This is a genomic window from Aeromonas fluvialis (assembly GCF_000819885.1).
GTDB classification, from domain to species: Bacteria; Pseudomonadota; Gammaproteobacteria; order Enterobacterales; family Aeromonadaceae; genus Aeromonas; species Aeromonas fluvialis.
The window spans coordinates 26,603-43,690 of the sequence record NZ_CDBO01000055.1 but is presented as its reverse complement, the minus strand read 5'-3'; the positions used below and the strand labels follow the sequence as shown (position 1 = coordinate 43,690).

Annotated in this window: 13 protein-coding genes and 6 tRNA genes; 10 read left to right on the top strand and 9 right to left on the bottom strand. The window is 57.4% G+C overall.

Annotated features, from left to right (window positions below):
• Window positions 1-94 precede the first annotated feature (94 nt).
• From BN1125_RS12130 to BN1125_RS12105, 6 genes are all read left to right on the top strand, one after another.
• Window positions 95-1,474, top strand: a complete 1,380-nt coding sequence (locus BN1125_RS12130) for an MATE family efflux transporter (RefSeq protein WP_042012536.1) — start codon at window positions 95-97, stop codon at window positions 1,472-1,474.
• A gap of 160 nt (window positions 1,475-1,634) precedes the next feature.
• Window positions 1,635-1,711 (top strand) — tRNA-Val (locus BN1125_RS12125).
• 12 nt (window positions 1,712-1,723) lie between these two features.
• A tRNA-Val gene (locus tag BN1125_RS12120) sits at window positions 1,724-1,800 on the top strand.
• Between the two features lie 18 nt (window positions 1,801-1,818).
• Window positions 1,819-1,895 (top strand) — tRNA-Val (locus tag BN1125_RS12115).
• A gap of 109 nt (window positions 1,896-2,004) precedes the next feature.
• Window positions 2,005-2,081, top strand: a tRNA-Val gene (locus BN1125_RS12110).
• Between the two features lie 38 nt (window positions 2,082-2,119).
• A tRNA-Val gene (locus BN1125_RS12105) sits at window positions 2,120-2,196 on the top strand.
• Between the two features lie 169 nt (window positions 2,197-2,365).
• Here the strand turns inward: BN1125_RS12105 and BN1125_RS12100 are convergent.
• The 5 genes from BN1125_RS12100 to fadR form a co-directional block, all read right to left on the bottom strand.
• Window positions 2,366-4,201: a sigma 54-interacting transcriptional regulator gene (locus tag BN1125_RS12100; protein WP_042012534.1), complete on the bottom strand. Its 1,836-nt coding sequence runs from the start codon at window positions 4,199-4,201 to the stop codon at window positions 2,366-2,368.
• 183 nt (window positions 4,202-4,384) lie between these two features.
• On the bottom strand, window positions 4,385-5,269 hold the full coding sequence (locus BN1125_RS12095) for an AEC family transporter (RefSeq protein WP_042012532.1): 885 nt from the start codon (window positions 5,267-5,269) through the stop codon (window positions 4,385-4,387).
• Window positions 5,270-5,281: 12 nt separating this feature from the next.
• The gene (locus tag BN1125_RS12090) at window positions 5,282-5,839 is read right to left on the bottom strand and encodes a YaeQ family protein (protein ID WP_042012531.1); all 558 of its coding nucleotides are present in this window, start codon (window positions 5,837-5,839) and stop codon (window positions 5,282-5,284) included.
• A 188-nt stretch (window positions 5,840-6,027) separates the two neighbouring features.
• Window positions 6,028-6,168 (bottom strand): TIGR02808 family protein, encoded by a 141-nt coding sequence (locus BN1125_RS18590; RefSeq protein WP_084202302.1) that lies wholly within the window; start codon window positions 6,166-6,168, stop codon window positions 6,028-6,030.
• A gap of 263 nt (window positions 6,169-6,431) precedes the next feature.
• Window positions 6,432-7,145, bottom strand: a complete 714-nt coding sequence (gene fadR / locus BN1125_RS12085; RefSeq protein WP_042012561.1) for a fatty acid metabolism transcriptional regulator FadR — start codon at window positions 7,143-7,145, stop codon at window positions 6,432-6,434.
• A 333-nt stretch (window positions 7,146-7,478) separates the two neighbouring features.
• On the opposite strand from fadR, the gene nhaB reads away from it, so the two are divergent.
• A complete protein-coding gene (gene nhaB / locus BN1125_RS12080) occupies window positions 7,479-9,056 on the top strand; it encodes a sodium/proton antiporter NhaB (RefSeq protein WP_042012530.1) in 1,578 nt (525 codons plus the stop codon).
• A 92-nt stretch (window positions 9,057-9,148) separates the two neighbouring features.
• Complete coding sequence (dsbB, locus tag BN1125_RS12075) at window positions 9,149-9,670, top strand: disulfide bond formation protein DsbB (RefSeq protein ID WP_042012529.1); 522 nt, start codon at window positions 9,149-9,151, stop codon at window positions 9,668-9,670.
• Window positions 9,671-9,794: 124 nt separating this feature from the next.
• On the opposite strand, the gene BN1125_RS12070 is transcribed toward dsbB, so the two are convergent.
• From BN1125_RS12070 to uvrB, 3 genes are all read right to left on the bottom strand, one after another.
• Window positions 9,795-10,445, bottom strand: coding sequence for a DedA family protein (locus tag BN1125_RS12070; RefSeq protein WP_042012528.1), 651 nt, complete (start codon window positions 10,443-10,445; stop codon window positions 9,795-9,797).
• 178 nt (window positions 10,446-10,623) lie between these two features.
• Complete coding sequence (locus BN1125_RS12065) at window positions 10,624-10,881, bottom strand: YkvA family protein (protein WP_042012526.1); 258 nt, start codon at window positions 10,879-10,881, stop codon at window positions 10,624-10,626.
• Window positions 10,878-12,890 carry an excinuclease ABC subunit UvrB gene (gene uvrB / locus BN1125_RS12060; protein WP_042012525.1) on the bottom strand — a complete coding sequence of 671 codons (2,013 nt, stop codon included), beginning with the start codon at window positions 12,888-12,890 and terminating at the stop codon, window positions 10,878-10,880. The genes BN1125_RS12065 and uvrB overlap by 4 nt, the downstream gene beginning before the upstream one ends.
• 133 nt (window positions 12,891-13,023) lie before the next feature.
• Here uvrB and BN1125_RS12055 point away from each other — a divergent pair.
• Together BN1125_RS12055 and BN1125_RS12050 are read left to right on the top strand one after the other, a co-directional pair.
• Window positions 13,024-13,099: transfer RNA gene (locus BN1125_RS12055), tRNA-Asn, on the top strand.
• Between the two features lie 775 nt (window positions 13,100-13,874).
• Window positions 13,875-15,560, top strand: coding sequence for an aspartate:alanine antiporter (locus BN1125_RS12050; protein ID WP_042012524.1), 1,686 nt, complete (start codon window positions 13,875-13,877; stop codon window positions 15,558-15,560).
• Window positions 15,561-15,815: 255 nt separating this feature from the next.
• Here the strand turns inward: BN1125_RS12050 and fabB are convergent, their stop codons facing one another.
• Window positions 15,816-17,027, bottom strand: a complete 1,212-nt coding sequence (fabB, locus tag BN1125_RS12045) for a beta-ketoacyl-ACP synthase I (protein ID WP_042012522.1) — start codon at window positions 17,025-17,027, stop codon at window positions 15,816-15,818.
• Window positions 17,028-17,088: the final 61 nt, after the last annotated feature.

The following is a 17,088-nucleotide window of genomic DNA, read 5'->3' as shown; positions in this document are numbered from 1 at the left end:
GCCTCCCCCACCCTTTGCACTTTCGTCCGAAAGTGCAAAGGACCTTCCCGATTTCCGCTCTTTTTACGCTTATCTGAACCACTCGGAGGTGTCAGTGCAACGTTATTGGTCCGAGGCGAGGCAGCTCGTTCGTTTAGCCAGCCCCATTCTGGTCGCCCAGGTGGCCCAAATTGCCATGAACTTTGTCGATACCGTGATGGCAGGACAGGTGAGTGCCGTCGATCTGGCGGCCGTGTCGGTGGCCTCCAGCTTCTGGCTACCGGTGATCCTGCTGGTGCAGGGGATCATCATGGCGCTGACCCCCATCGTCTCCCAACTCAACGGGGCCCGCAAACGGGACGCGGTGCGCCCGGCCGTGCATCAGGGTTTCTGGCTGGCGCTGATCGTCACCCCGCTGGCGATGATCGCGCTCTATTACAGTCCGTTGGCGCTGCAGTTCATGGATGTGGATCCTGTGATGGCCGCCAAGACCACGGGTTATCTGCACGCCATTCTGTGGGGGCTGCCCGCCTTCGTGCTGTTCCAGGTGCTACGCAACTTCAGCGAGGGACTCTCCCACACCATGCCGACCATGGTGATCGGCTTTGTCGGACTGGCGGTCAATATTCCCGCCAACTACATCTTCATTCACGGCCACTTCGGTATGCCCGCCCTTGGTGGGGTGGGTTGTGGCGTGGCCACCGCCATCGTGCTGTGGGCCATGCTGCTGGCGATGATCCTCTATGTGAAGATCTCCCGTCACTTCACCGAGATCCGACTCTTCTCCCAGCTGGCACGCCCCAACGGCAGCCGGATCTGGCGCTTGTTCCGCCTGGGGTTCCCCATTGCCATGGCCATCTTCTGCGAGGTGACCCTATTTACCGTGGTGGCGCTAATGCTGGCTCCCTTCGGCGCCGAAACGGTGGCAAGCCACCAGATTGCCCTCAACTTCTCCAGCCTGGTCTTTATGCTGCCCCTCTCCATCGGGGTGGGTGTCACCATCCGGGTAGGTCACAGCATAGGTGAAGGGCAACCCCATCACGCCCGGGTGGCTGCCCGCACCGGCCTGATACTGGGGATGGCCATCGCAGCCGGCACCGCGGCCCTGACGGTACTACTGCGCGAGCAGATCGCCGCCATCTATACCGATGATCAGCAGGTTATCGTCCTGGCGGCGATTTTGCTGTTCTTCGCCGCCATCTATCAAATCTCCGACTCTGTGCAGGTGGTCGCGGCCGCTGCACTGCGCGGTTACAAGGATACCCAGGCGATCTTCTACATTACCCTCATCGCCTACTGGGGACTGGGGTTGCCCAGCGGCATGATCCTGGGCCTGACCGACTGGCTGGTACCGCGGATGGGGCCGCAGGGCTTCTGGATCGGCTTTATCGTCGGCCTCACCAGTGCTGCCCTGATGCTGGGAGCGAGATTGCGCTACATCTATGGCCGTTTTGCTACTCCAGAGGCCTGCACCACCTTGTCGCGGGCCCAGTAGCAGGGCTTGGTAAGCGGCAACTCGCCTGCAAAATCAACAGGCTGCGCAAGAACTGGGCAAACAGTCTCCTTTGTGCATATGGCCTGTTGACAGCCTCAGGGGGCATGGGTAGTATGCCGACCACGTCAGCAGCGCTGGCGTAGCAGAAGTAAGAGAAAGTGGGTTTATAGCTCAGTTGGTTAGAGCACTACCTTGACATGGTAGGGGTCGTTGGTTCGAATCCAATTAAACCCACCACTTTTCTGTGATGCGTCCTTAGCTCAGCTGGTTAGAGCACCACCTTGACATGGTGGGGGTCGGTGGTTCGAGTCCACTAGGACGCACCATTACAGAACACTGATTATGCGTCCTTAGCTCAGCTGGTTAGAGCATCACCTTGACATGGTGGGGGTCGGTGGTTCGAATCCACTAGGACGCACCATTCAGTTTGAAAGAAATGCAGATGTGGATTTATTGCTCAATTGGTCAGAACACTACTTTGACATGGCATATGCGGTGTCGTTGGTTCGAATCCAGTTGAACACAGATGTGGGTTTATAGCTCAGTTGGTTAGAGCACTACCTTGACATGGTAGGGGTCGTTGGTTCGAATCCAATTAAACCCACCACTTTTGCATAAAGAAATAAAAGTCGCATTGCGCACCCTGCGTCCTTAGCTCAGCTGGTTAGAGCATCACCTTGACATGGTGGGGGTCGGTGGTTCGAATCCACTAGGACGCACCAAATTATAAAAGCCCGCTCATCGAGCGGGCTTTTTTCATTCTACCGGGCAGCCATGCCCCTGCCCCGCCAATCCGTTCAGCACAGATCGGGCTATGGCACAGAGCCTTGTCCCCATAAAAGCCCGTGTCATCCGATAAACGACACGGGCCAGTTAGACGACGCAAACGCCTCAAAGCTGCACGGCAATCTCGTACTTCTTTATCTTGCGATAGAGGGTAGCAATCCCGATCCCCAGCGCCTGTGCAGCCAGCTTCTTGTTGCCAAGCCGCTGCAGGGTCTCTTCAATCATCTGTTTCTCCATGCTCTCAAGGCCGCTCTCACCCGGAACAGGCTCAGGCAGCTTCTCCGGCGTGGCGGCGAGCGGGGCGGCGGCAGGCACATTGAACGCCGCATCCAGATGGGTCACCTGGATCGACTTGGCGGTGACGCGATGGGGTTCCTGATTACAGATGATGTTGGGGGGCAACAGGCTGGCATCGATCACCTCACCCGCCTGGCTGACGTTGACCAGATATTCGATGAGGTTGCTGAGCTCGCGCACGTTGCCCGGCCAGCGATACCCCTTGAGCAGCGCCATCACCTCGGGCGCCAGACCGGGATAGACGATGCCGATGCGGCTGGTGTGAAGGTTGAGGAAGTAGTGGGTGAGCAGCTCCACATCCCCTGCCCGCTCCCGCAAGGGTGGCAAGTTGAGGGGAATCACGTTGATGCGATAGAAGAGATCCTCGCGAAACTTCCCTTCCGCAATGTATTGATCGAGATGCTGATGAGTGGCGGCGATGATGCGAATATCCACCGGCACCGGTCGGCTGGCACCGATGGGGGTCACCTCCCGCAGCTCCAGCACCCGCAGCAGCTTGGCCTGCATGGTGAGCGGCATGTCGCCAATCTCGTCAAGGAACAGGGTGCCCTGATGGGCCGCCTGAATAAGGCCCTGCTTGCCACCGCTGGAGGCACCGGTAAACGATCCCTTCACATAGCCAAACAGCTCGCTCTCCAGCAGTTGCTCGGGTATGGCGGCGCAGTTGATGGCGATGAAAGGTTTGTCCTGACGGGGACTCAGGCGATGGACCGCGCGGGCGACCACCTCTTTACCGGTACCGCTCTCGCCGCAAATCAGCACGCTGGAAGGGCTCTGGGCGATGCGGTGCAGCAGTCGCTTGAGGGTGCGCATCGGCTTGCTCTCACCGATAAGCTGATCGATCCGCACATCCGGATCCGGCTCCTGGAGCAGACCAGAGTGGGATTGGTGAAAAGCCATCAGAAAGAGCTGCTGCCCCTGCACATGATGCAGCTGGCCAATGATCAGCTCCTGACGGCCTTCAAAGGTAATGATGTGCTGGAGATGGCCGCTGAGTCCCTGCTGGGAGAAGGTAAGCGGGCGGATCCCCACCTCACGCCCCTGCAGTTGCTCCTGTTGGCAACCCAGATGATGGAGCGCCGCCTCGTTGGCGTAGAGCAGCTGACTCTTGTCATCGAGCAGCAAGCAGCCCTGATCCATGTTGGTCATCAGATTGAGGAACACCTTGTTGACCCCATCCGACAGCCCGCGCGAATCGAGCAATTTGGCCACAAAGATGGTGGAGATGTGGCGCACATAATCAGACACATCCTGCAGATTGTTGTTGAGGCGCGCCTGCTGCTCGTCGCTGAAGGCCACCAGACTGATCACCCCGATACAGCGCTCGTCCACCATGATGGGCACCCCGAGGAAGGCACGCTCACGGCAGCTCTCCTTGCAGGTACAGCCGTCACACACGGGATCATCGCTGGTGTGGGTAACGATCTTCTCCCGCTGGTTATCAATCACATAGCGCAGCAGGCGGGAATCCCCCTCCAGCTGCCGTCCGAAGAACTTGCCATAGGGCCCGGTGCCAGCCACCCGCACCATATCGGCATCCACAATCTCGACCTCAAGCTGCAGCACACTCGCCAGCATCTTGGCAAAACGCAAGATGGTTGGCTGGATCTGCATCAACAGACACTGGTTGCTCACGGATCTCATTCATCATTCCTTTTGTTCTTGTTATCCTCCCCCTAAAGGGAGCCATGCCGGCCAGATACTAAGGGATCTCTGGCGGAACTACTTCGGGAGGGATCACGAAAAGGGAAAGTCATCCGCATCCTTTGCAGGGTCAGATTTATGAATAAAAACCAGTAAAAACAGAACCATAGAGCGTATTGCGCACTAACCCGGCAGATGGATCGCCAACCAGACCGCCAGCGGGATCACCAGCACCGAGAGGGCATTGCCGCCGAGCACAATACTGGCCACCTTGTCCGGCTGACAGTGATACTGCTCGCAGAGCATGTAATTCAAGACTGCTGGGGGCAGCGAGACAGACAACATCAACAGAGGGATCCACTCTCCCTTGAGAGGCAGCAGCCAGATCGCCAACAGCAGTGACAATCCCCCCGCCAGCAGATAGAGCAGGTTGCACTTGAGCGCTAACCCAAGATGATCGAGATCTCCTTCCATCAGACGAATGCCCAACGCAAAGAGCATCAGGGGCACCGAGATCTGACCGAGCAGCGAGGCCGTGGTCACCACATATTCCGGCAGCGCGATATGCAGGTTGGCCACCAGCAAACCGGCCAGCGCGGCCCACAGCACAGGGCTGCGCAGCCACAGCCAGCGGGAGGTATTGGCGGAGAGGATAAACATGCCGACCGAAAAGTGTAGCAGATTGGAGAGCACAAAGAGGATCACGATGGCCCCCAGTTGCTGCTCGCCAAACGCCAGCACCATCAAGGGGATACCAAGATTGCCGGTATTTCTGAACATAGCGGGCAAGATCAGCGCAGCCCGCTCAATCCCTTTAAGCCGAAGCAGGGCAAGCAGCAGACCGGGTAGCAAAATAACCAGCGCCCCGGCCGCAATCAGCGGCAGATGCTCAGCTAGCGCCAGCGGATACTTGACCAGCGCGGAGAAGACCAGCGCCGGGGTAAACAGTTCAATATTGGCCCGATTGACATAACCGAGCGCCGCCCCCGGTCTCAACCGCCCATAGAGAGCGCCGAGCCCGATAACCCCGAACACCGGCATGACGATATTGAGCATGGCGCTGAACATGGGCGTTATCCGTTACAGTTCGCGGGCCGATTTGCCCATCAGCACCACAGGATCCAGCGTCACCTCCTGCGAGCCATTGCTGATCCAGAGCTGGCCATCGGAGATGGTGCAGGTCAGCTGCATGGTGCGCTCGACCATGGCGGTAAGCGGCAGGGTCTGGCTGTCGGAAAGCTCGATGATGCTGAGGTTGTCGTGCTGGCTCAGTTTGCCCTGGTTCTGCTTCCACCAGACGCTGGTGCCACGCCCACCGTAAAGATAGAGCACCACCTGACGGGCACGGTTAGAGGCCTTTTTCAGCCGCTTTTCATCGGGCTGGCCCAGCTCGATCCAGAGTTCGATCTCGTCCGAGTAGTTCTTGCACCAGAGCTCGGGCTCGTCATCGGCGCTCAGCCCCTTGGTGAACTCCAGTCGCTCGGCGGCATGCCAGGCAAAAGCCGCCAGCCGGATCATCATCCGTTCATCGGTTTCGGAAGGGTGGCGGGCCAGCGTGAGGGAGAAGTCCTGATAGAGATTGCGATCCATATCAGACAAACTGATCTGGGCCTTGAATACGGTTGCCTTGAGAGCCATAGAAAACCTTGAACACCTTGATAAGAGAGGGGGGAGTGGGAAATACGGGCGCCAGTGTAATCAAAATCAGCGCCAGGTTCGACCATCCAGGCCAAAGATTCCCCTTCCCTGCCGGGATAAGTGCTTTATAAGACACAAAAAACAAATGCCAGTCCGAAGACTGGCATTTGGCGGCATGGAGAAGCGACTCACTTCTCGGCGGACTGTACCCCGAACGCGTTGAGCAGCACACAGCAGGTGACTGCCACGGCTACAAACCCACTCAGGAAGATAAAAGGCATAACCCCATACCCCAATACAGTCCAGATAGTGTGTTCAAGCAGACTCATTGTTGTATCCTTCATCCGGTGAAAGGTGTGTTCCTTCTGGCGGATATTGCTTCCGCGCTTGATGCCACCATTTGACCTTAATCGACGGCTGGGTCCTATGCCACCAAAGTGATAAATGCAGGACTTGTTTGCGCCAGATCAATTTTTTGGTTAAATACCCATGTAGTTCAAGCAATTACCACCAGCGACCAGGGCCATTAACAACCTGCCACGAACAAAAAACGCGCCGATTGGCGCGTTTTTTGTTCGAAACAGACAAGGGATCAGTTGTCGCACAGGTCGCTTGGCATGTCCTGACGCAGGCGAGTCCACAACTTACCGGACTCGATACCGTATTGACGAACGGTTATGAACACAGCTTCGTGATTCTTGGTCTCGGCCAGATTGAGCAGAGTCTTGTAGTAGGCATCTGCGGTCTCGCGGGCCTGCTTATCGGAGAAGTAGTAGCTGCCAACCCGGCTGTATAACCCTTTAAAACCGTTCAGGATCAGGGCGTAGATCGGATTGCCGGAAGCAAACGCCAGCTGATGGTGCAGGCGATAATCGAACTCGGCATAGGCTTGTGCATTGTTCTCGACTGCATCGGCTCCCCGCAGGATCTCGGCGGCCTGCTCCGGATTATGACGGATCGCCCCCCGGATAAAGATGGTGCAGATATGGGTACGGGCGGAGAGCAGTTGGGCGACCAGATCCGGTACCTTGTCCTGATCCAGACGGGCAAGGGTCTCCAGAATGTTGAGGCCGGAGGTTTCCCAAAAATTGTTCACCTTGGTCGGCTTGCCATGCTGTATTGTCAACCAGCCATCACGGGCCAGTCGCTGCAACACTTCGCGCAAGGTCGTCCGCGTCACCCCGATCAACTCGGATAATTCACGCTCGGCGGGCAGAATAGATCCGGGAGGAAAGCGATTGTTCCAGATGGACTCGATAATGTATTCCTCGGCAAACCCTGCTGGGCTCTGCGCTTTTATAACCATGAATTGACTCTGTTGTAATGCGTAAAAAGGCTGACGAATGATATCAAAGCGATGATGGCTGGCAAGCATAAGGTCTGTCCTCCGCTCACATATGGCAAATATAGTGTTGGCATTATGTATTGAATCGCCATAAGGGAGTCAGCCAACCCCAAACGGGTGGTTACAAAACAAGCAAATGGGCAGATAATCATCGGCTAGTGTTTATCATCGACATAATTTTTGATTAAAATCACGAGGAATCAGATAGATAAAGGTCACCATCCAGACGCACAGGTCGAGCTATCCCTAACTGCATAGAAGCAGACCCTAACAACAAAGTTGAGACCCATCATCATGCCAATAAGCCTAGGGCAGGCATTCGCCAAGAACTTCTTGGGCAATGCACCACAATGGTACAAGAACGCTATCTTGCTATTTCTGGTGATAAATCCGATCGCCTTCCACCTTGATCCTTTCATTGCGGGCTGGTTACTGGTCGTTGAGTTTATCTTCACGCTGGCCATGGCCCTCAAGTGCTACCCCCTGCAACCAGGTGGTCTGCTCGCGATCGAAGCCGTGCTCATCGGCATGACCTCAGCCGAGCAGGTCAAACATGAACTGGTGGCCAATATCGAGGTGCTGCTGCTGGTCTTCATGGTGGCAGGCATCTATTTCATGAAGCAGCTGCTGCTTTATGTCTTTACCAAGCTGCTGATCGGGGTACGTTCCAAGATCCTGCTCTCCCTCTCGTTCTGTCTGGTCTCCGCCTTCCTGTCGGCCTTTCTCGATGCCCTGACCGTGATTGCCGTGGTGATCAGCGTCGCCACCGGCTTCTATGCCATATATCACAAGGTGTCATCAGGAAAGGGATTTGGTCACGAACATGATCACACCCATGATCAGGAGGTGAAAGAAGATCATCGTCAGGCTCTTGAGCAATTTCGTGCTTTTCTCCGTAGCCTGATGATGCATGCCGCAATTGGTACCGCTCTGGGCGGTGTCTGCACCCTGGTGGGCGAGCCGCAAAACCTCATCATCGGCGAGCAGGCTGGCTGGCACTTTGGCGAGTTTGCCATTCGCATGGCCCCCGTCTCGCTCCCCGTCTTTATCTGCGGTTTGCTTACCTGTGTACTGGTCGAGAAGATGGGATGGTTCGGTTATGGTGCCAAATTGCCGGAGTCGGTGCGCGCCATCATGGAGGAGTACAACCTGCATGAAAATGCCAAACGCTCCCAGCAGGACAAAGCCAAGCTGATCGTTCAGGCATTGATTGCGGTCTGGCTGATCGTCGGGCTGGCCATGCACCTGGCGGCCGTTGGCCTGATCGGCCTCTCCGTCATCGTGCTGGCGACCTCCCTGACCGGGATCACCGAGGAGCACTCGCTGGGCAAAGCCTTCCAGGAGGCACTACCCTTTACCGCTCTGCTGGCGGTCTTCTTCTGCGTGGTGGCTGTGATTATCGATCAGCATCTGTTCAAGCCGGTGATCCAGTTGGTACTCGATGCCGATCCGGACGATCAGCTGGCCCTCTTCTATTTTGCCAACGGCGTCCTCTCCATGGTCAGTGACAACGTCTTCGTCGGTACCGTCTATATCAACGAGGTCAAAACCGCCCTCCTCAATGGCGCGATCAATCGCCAGCAATTTGACCTGCTGGCGGTCGCCATCAACACCGGCACCAACCTGCCGTCGGTCGCCACCCCCAACGGTCAGGCCGCCTTCCTGTTCATGCTCACCTCGGCACTGGCGCCGCTGCTGCGCCTCTCCTATGGCCGCATGGTCTGGATGGCACTCCCTTATACGCTAGTGCTCGGAGTGGTCGGTTTCTTCGCGGTTGAGCTGCTGCTCGGCCCGGCCACCGACTGGTTCTATCAGCACGGATGGCTGGTGATGGAGAGTGCACTGCCCGCGGTACAGCCCGCCCTCCATTGATCCGTCACAGCCAAAGGGCCCATATGGGCCCTTTTCTTTTCTGTCCCGCTCTGCTCTAATTCAGCCACTGTTTGTTCTGAGAGATCAATGAGATGATCGAATTTCTCCGCCGTGTAGCCGCCCATCGGCTGGCATGGGGTCTGCTGGCCGCATCAGCCCTGTTTCTTGAGCTCTGCGCCCTCTTCTTCCAGCATGTATTGGGACTCTCCCCCTGCGTAATGTGCGTTTACGAGCGTCTTGCCACCCTGGGTGTACTGATGGCAGGTCTGCTCGGCATGGTGGCACCGCAGAAGTGGTATGTTCGCTGGAGTGCCCTGCTGCTATGGGGTTATAGCGCGTTTCGTGGCCTGCAACTGGCGCTGCAGCACGTGGACTATCAGGTCAATCCCTCCCCCTTTAATGTGTGCAGCCCGTATGCGGATTTTCCAGCCTGGGCCCCGCTCGATCAGTGGATCCCCTGGTTGTTTATGCCACAAGGGGATTGTGCCGAAGTGACTTGGCAATTCATGACCCTCTCCATGCCGCAATGGCTGGTGATCATCTTTGCGGCCTACTTGCTGGTATTTGCAGTGGTGGCCATCGGCAATCTGGTAAAAGGACGCTGCTGCAACTAAGCCACATGGCTGATGTGAGTGAAGCGGATAAGCAGAAGGGGAGCCATCAAGGCTCCCCTTTACTTTGTCTAGCTGTGACTACCCTGTTCGTCGTCAACAGGCTATCGCCGCAGAAGCGCCATGCTCAAGCCGCCTTGGCGGTGCTCATCCGGGCTCTGGCCGCACCAATCACCATGGGCAACAGCGACATAGCGATGATGCCGAAAATCAGCAGGGTAAAGTTGTGTCGCACCACCGGCAGGTTGCCGAAAAAGTGGCCCGCATAGACGAACGACAAGACCCAGAACAGACCGCCGACCAGATTGAACACCAGAAAACGTGGATAGGTCATGGCCCCCATGCCGGCGACAAAGGGGGCGAAGGTGCGCACGATAGGCAGGAAACGGGTAATGATAATGGTCTTGCCACCATGTCTGGCATAGAAAGCGTGGGTCTTCTCCAGATAGTCGCGACGAAATATTCTGGAATCGGGATTGCGAAACAGCTGCTCGCCAAAGAAGTGGCCTATGGTGTAGTTGACCACGTTGCCCAGCACGGCGGCAATGATCAGCACGACCGCCAGGGTGTGCACATCCAGCACGCTGCCCACGGTAAGCGCACCGGCGGCAAACAGCAGGGAGTCACCCGGCAGGAAGGGCGTCACCACCAGCCCTGTTTCACAGAAGATGATCAGAAACAGGATGGCATATACCCACACGCCGTAGTGCTCGAACAGCTCTTTCAAATGCACGTCAACGTGCAAGATAAAGTCGATTGCAAAGAGGAGCAGATCCATTTTTCTATACCAGTGAAGTGAACGGCGTGGAGTCTACGCCAATGATCTCCGGGCCACAATCACCGGATTTCTCTCTTATTCACCTCACCGAGGCAGCCCTCAAATGAAGCCGTTTTTCTTACCTCTCCGTCACACGCGACCTCTGTGCGCAGGGAAAAAGTGGGTCAGCCCTGGCTGATTAGGGAGCCCCCTCCAGGTCGCTGCGCACTGAGGGGGGCAGGCAGCGCTCCCAGCCCCATATCAGGGCCAGCAGCAGAGTCACGTCATCGAACCAGCCCAGCAGCGGCACCACATCGGGGATGAGATCCACCGGACTGATGCCATAGAGCAGAATGAGGATCACCAGCCCCCTCGCCCACCAGGGGGTGGCGGGGTGGCGAAAGCCCTGATAAAGGCGGCGCAGTCGCTGCCAGATCAACCAGCGCTTGGGGCTCATGACGCGATCAACTCGCCGCGCAGCTGCTGGATCTGATCCCGCAGCGCCGCCGCCTGTTCGAACTCCAGATCCCGGGCATGCTGGAACATCTGCTCCTCCATCCGTTTGATCTCTTTGGTGATCTCGCTGGCAGATCGGGCATGGTACTCCCCTTGCGGCTCGGCGGCCTTGCGACTCCCCTTACCCGCTTTGCCTGCGCTGCGGCTGCCCCCCATGTCCATCATATCCCCCACCGACTTGTTGAGCCCTGTGGGGGTGATGCCGTGCTTGAGGTTGTGGGCATGCTGCAAGGCGCGGCGCCGTTCGGTCTCCTCGATTGCCACCTTCATCGAGTTGGTGATGGTATCGCCGTAGAGAATGACCTGGCCGTTGAGGTTGCGTGCAGCGCGGCCTATGGTCTGGATCAGCGAACGGGTAGAGCGCAGGAAACCCTCCTTATCCGCATCCAGAATGGCCACCTGCGACACCTCCGGCATGTCGAGCCCTTCCCGCAGCAGGTTGATCCCCACCAGCACATCGAATTTGCCGAGGCGCAGGTCGCGGATGATCTCCACCCGCTCCACGGTATCGATATCGGAGTGGAGGTAGCGGACCTTGACGTCGTGCTCCGCCAGATATTCGGTCAAGTCTTCCGCCATCCGTTTGGTCAGCGTGGTCACCAGCACCCGCTCCGCCACGACGACCCGCTTGCGGATCTCGGAGAGCAGATCGTCCACCTGGGTGGTGACCGGACGCACCTCGATCCGGGGATCCAGCAGGCCGGTGGGACGCACCACCTGCTGCACCACATCGCCGCCAGATTTCTCCAGCTCGTAAGGACCCGGGGTCGCCGAAACAAACACCGTCTGCGGCATCAGCGCCTCGAATTCGTCAAACTTGAGCGGCCGGTTGTCAAGCGCCGAGGGGAGCCGGAAACCGTACTCCACCAAGGTCTCCTTGCGGGATCTGTCCCCTTTGAACATGGCGCCGATCTGCGGCACCGTGACGTGGGACTCGTCGATGATCAGCAGGCCATCCCCCGGCAGGTAGTCAAACAGGGTGGGTGGCGGCTCCCCCGGCGCCCGGCCGGAGAGATAGCGGCTGTAGTTCTCGATGCCGGAGCAGTAGCCCAGCTCCTGCATCATCTCCATGTCGAACTGGGTGCGCTGGCTGATGCGCTGCTCCTCCACCAGCTTGTTCAGTGACAACAGCTGCTCGCGGCGGCCTCGCAGCTCCTCTTTGATATGCTCGATGGCACCGAGGATGGTCTCGCGCGGGGTGGCGTAATGGGTCTTGGGGTAGATGGTGTAACGCACCACCGTCTGCTCGATGGCACCGGTAAGGGGATCGAATTGGGAGAGCCGCTCCACCTCCTCGTCAAACAGCTCCACCCGCAGTGCCAGCTTGTCCGATTCGGCAGGATAGATGTCGATCACTTCGCCGCGCACCCGAAAGGTGCCACGCTGAAACGCCATGTCGTTGCGGGTGTACTGCAACTCGGCGAGGCGGCGCAGGATATCCCGCTGGTTGATCACATCGCCAACCTTCAGGTGCAACATCATGCTGAGGTAGGCCTGGGGATCCCCCAGACCATAGATGGCCGATACCGAGGCAACAATCACGACATCACGCCGCTCCAGCAGCGCCTTGGTGGCTGACAATCGCATCTGTTCGATGTGATCGTTGATGGAGGCATCCTTCTCGATAAAGGTGTCGGTGGTCGGCACATAGGCTTCCGGCTGGTAGTAGTCGTAGTAGGAGACGAAATACTCCACCGCATTGTCGGGAAAGAACTCCTTCATCTCGCCATAGAGCTGGGCCGCCAGGGTTTTGTTGGGCGCCAAGATCATGGTCGGGCGGTTCAGGGTTGCAATCACGTTGGCCATGGTGAAGGTCTTGCCTGAACCCGTCACCCCGAGCAGGGTCTGGTGGGCAAGGCCCGACTCGATGCCATCCAGCAGTTGGGCAATCGCCGCAGGCTGATCCCCGGCGGGTTGAAACTGGCTGGCTAACTTGAACAATTTGCTCATGAACACTCCCGACACAAAACAGCAGGTGCGCAGTGTAACCGAGGGTTTGGCAGCGGTACACCCGCGCCATCATCCCGCGAATGGCTTGACCACCTCGGACACCTTCTGTATGATGCTCCTCCTTGCCTGATGTTCCCCCGTAGTTCAGTCGGTAGAACGGCGGACTGTTAATCCGTATGTCACTGGTTCAAGTCCAGTCGGGGGAGCCAATTCCTCACCATCTCGGTGCAAGTTATCCACTTTAGTGCCCTCTCCTGCAAATTTTAATGCACAAGATCCTTCTTGCTGCTGACGCTCCCTTTTGTTACCCGTTCCGGCCCGACAGAGTTTTCTCCTGTCGCATCTAACTATCTGATTTTTATACAAACATTTTTCTTCCGGTATTTTTTGAACAGCCCTTGCATCCCAGTGCTGGCGCGGCTTTCAGGGCGATGAACAAGTTTCATAAACAGGGTTATCCACAGATTCTGTGGGTAAGTGCAGCAAGCCCTGTCAGGACGCGGGATTGCCTGTTATCCCCAGCGACGGGGGACCTTTTTGCAGGCTAACCTGATTTTATGCTGTTTTGCCCCGCCCTCCGTAACAGCTGAGTGACAGGTTCTATTGACACCTTTCAGAGACATCTTTTTGCCAGCCCTTTTCACCATGGGCAAATGGAAAGCCTCTCTCGTCATTTGACTCTTTCTCCGCCAAGAGAACCTCCGGTTGAATCTGCTGAAACCGATCTGTGGCGAGGGGCTATGCAGCAGAATCTAAATTCGCTTCCATAACGACGCCAGCCCGGCAGTCAGCAGCATGTTTCACTAATTGACAGCGGGAAGAAGAGCCATAATCACCTGCTTTCCTCCTGAAGCCTTCTTATCCTGCCACCTACTAATTAAATAGCGTCCGATAACGTCCGATTAATCGCTCCCTTGCGCTTCTTTATTGGGGATAGATCCGGCACAATATCGGCCCCACCTTTTTTCCTCGGTTTTTCCGGGCATGACCATAGATTTTGTGACACTGCTACATCAAAGCGACTCCCTGCTGCTGTTCGTGGTATTGGCCTTCGGCCTGCTGCTTGGCAAGGTGCGAATTGGCAACTTTCAGATTGGCAACACCATAGGTGTGCTGTTTACCGCCCTGCTGTTCGGCCAGATGGGCTTCGAATTTGCCGCCACCACTGAAAACGTCGGCTTTATGCTGTTCATCTTCTGTGTGGGGATCGAGGCGGGCCCTCACTTCTTCAGCGTCTTCCTGCGCGACGGCATCCACTACATCACCCTGACCCTGGTGATCTTGCTGACCGCCCTGCTGCTGACGGTGGGGCTGGCCAAGTTCTTCAATTTGGGACCGGGCATGGCGGCGGGGATCCTGGCGGGTTCCCTCACCTCGACCCCGGCGCTGGTGGGTGCCCAGGATGCCTTGCGCAGCGGTCTGCTCAACCTGCCCCATCAAACCGATATGCAGGCGGTGCTAGACAGTATGGGCATCGGCTACGCCCTGACCTATCTGGTGGGTCTGGTGGGCCTGATGCTGGTAGTGCGCTACCTCCCCTCGCTGGCTCGCCTCGACCTCAATACCGAGGCACAAAAAATCGCCCGTGAGCGGGGTCTCTCCGACAGCGAGAGTCGCAAGACCTATCTGCCCATCATCCGCGCCTATCGGGTCGGCCCCGAGCTGGCGGCATGGATAGGTGGTCGTACCCTGCGAGAGACCGGCATCTATCCCCATACCGGTTGCTATGTGGAGCGGATCCGCCGCAACGGCATTCTGGCCAGTCCCGATGGCGATGCCGTCATTCAGGAAGGGGATGAGATCGCCCTGGTGGGCTATCCCGAGAGCCACGAGAAGCTGGATGTAAACTACCGCAACGGTAAAGAGGTATTTGATCGCAACCTGCTCGACCTGCAGATCGTCACCGAAGAGATAGTGGTAAAGAATGACGCCGTGGTAGGCCGCCATCTGGTGGAGCTCAACCTCACCGAGAAAGGGTGCTTCCTCAACCGGGTGGTACGCTCCCAGATCGAGATGCCGTTCGATCGCAACATCATGCTGCAAAAAGGCGACGTACTGCAGATCAGCGGCGAGAAACAGCGGGTCAAACTGCTGGCCAACAAGATCGGCTTTATCAGCATCCACAGCCAGACCACGGATCTGGTGGCCTTCACCACCTTCTTCGTGCTGGGCCTGCTGATCGGCTCCGTCTCACTGGTGTTCGGCCAGATCGAATTTGGCCTCGGCAACGCCGTCGGCCTACTGCTGGCGGGCATTCTGATGGGGTATCTGCGGGCCAACCACCCTACCGTGGGCTATGTGCCCCCCGGCGCCCTGCGGCTGGCCAAGGATCTCGGTCTCGCGGTCTTTATGGTGAGCACCGGCCTCAAGGCGGGTGGCGGCATCCTCGATCACCTCAGTGAAGTGGGCGCCGTGGTGCTCTTCTCCGGCATGCTAGTGACCACCTTGCCAGTGCTGGTGGGTTATCTGTTCGGGGTCTGGGTACTGAAGATGAACCCGGCCCTGCTACTCGGGGCCATCACCGGTGCCCGTACCTGTGCCCCGGCGATGGATGTGGTCAACGAGGCCGCCAACAGCTCCATTCCGGCGCTCGGTTACGCCGGTACCTATGCGGTGGCCAACGTGATGCTGACGCTGGCGGGCTCCTTTATCATCGGTTTCTGGTTCTAGCCAACGGCCATCAAATTACCACTAACAAAGAAGGGAGCCTCGGGCTCCCTTCGTGCTATCTGCCTTGCTAACTTGCTAACGGGATGCGGAGTTGGCTCATTGATGTGACGTCACCTGACACCCGCCATCTGCGCTGAAAACTACCACAACTATACACCCTACCCCACGATGGCGGATGCTCTGCTCTGCAAGGATTTGGCAAATCCCGGACACAAAAAAAGCGCCCTGAGGCGCTTTTTTCCCTATCAACCGGATTTAGCCTTTGAATTTGCTGAATACCAGTGAGGCGTTGGTGCCACCAAAACCGAAGCTGTTGGACATGACGGTATTGAGCTCGGCCGCTTCGTACTCGCGCACGATGGGCAGACCTTCAGCCTTCTCGTCCAGGGTCTCGATGTTGATACTGGGGGCGATAAAACCGTGTTCCATCATCAACAGGGAGTAGACAGCCTCGTGCACGCCCGCAGCACCCAGCGCATGGCCGGTCATCGCCTTGGTGGCAGAGATCTTGGGACCGTTGGCGCCAAACAGAGTCTGGATAGCTTCCAGCTCTTTGGTATCACCCACCGGGGTGGAGGTGCCGTGAGTGTTGATGTAATCAACCTTGCCCACACCCTGCATCGCCATCTTCATGCAACGCACCGCGCCTTCACCGCTCGGGGCGACCATGTCATAGCCATCGGAGGTGGCACCATAACCGGTCAGCTCAGCATAGATGTGAGCACCACGGGCCAGCGCATGTTCCAGCTCTTCGATCACCAGAATGCCGCCGCCACCGGAGATAACGAAACCGTCGCGGTTCGCATCATAGGTACGGGACGCTTTTTCCGGCGTGTCGTTGTACTTGGTGGAGAGGGCACCCATGGCGTCAAACTGGATGGTAGAGGACCAGTCCAGCTCTTCACCGCCGCCGGCGAAGACCACATCCTGTTTGCCAAGCTGGATCAGCTCAAGCGCGTGACCGATGCAGTGGGCAGAGGTGGCGCAGGCGGAGCTGATGGAGTAGTTGACCCCCTTGATCTGGAACGGGGTCGCGAGGCAGGCAGAGGTGGTGGAGGACATGGTACGCGGCACCATGTAAGGGCCCACACGCTTGACCCCTTTCTCACGGGCGATGTCCACAGACTCCGAGGTATTCTTGCCGGAGGCACCACCCGAACCGACCACCAGGCCGGTACGCTCGTTGGAGACCTGATCTTCAGGCAGACCGGCATCTTCAATGGCCTGCTGCATGGAGAGATAGGCGTAAGCCGCGGCGTCACCCATGAAACGCATGACTTTACGGTCGATTAGTTCAGACGGATCGAGTTTGATGTTACCCCAGACACGGCTACGCAGGTTGTGCTGTTCGAACTGCTCGGAATAGGTGATGCCGGATTTACCTGCTTTCAGGGAGGCCAGCACTTCTTCCTTGTTGTTGCCGATACTGGAGATGACGCCGATACCGGTGATCACTGCTCTTCTCATTAATTCATCTCGTCTGGAAAAACTGGCGCCAAGTCTACCCGCTTTCGGCTGCCAAACTGGT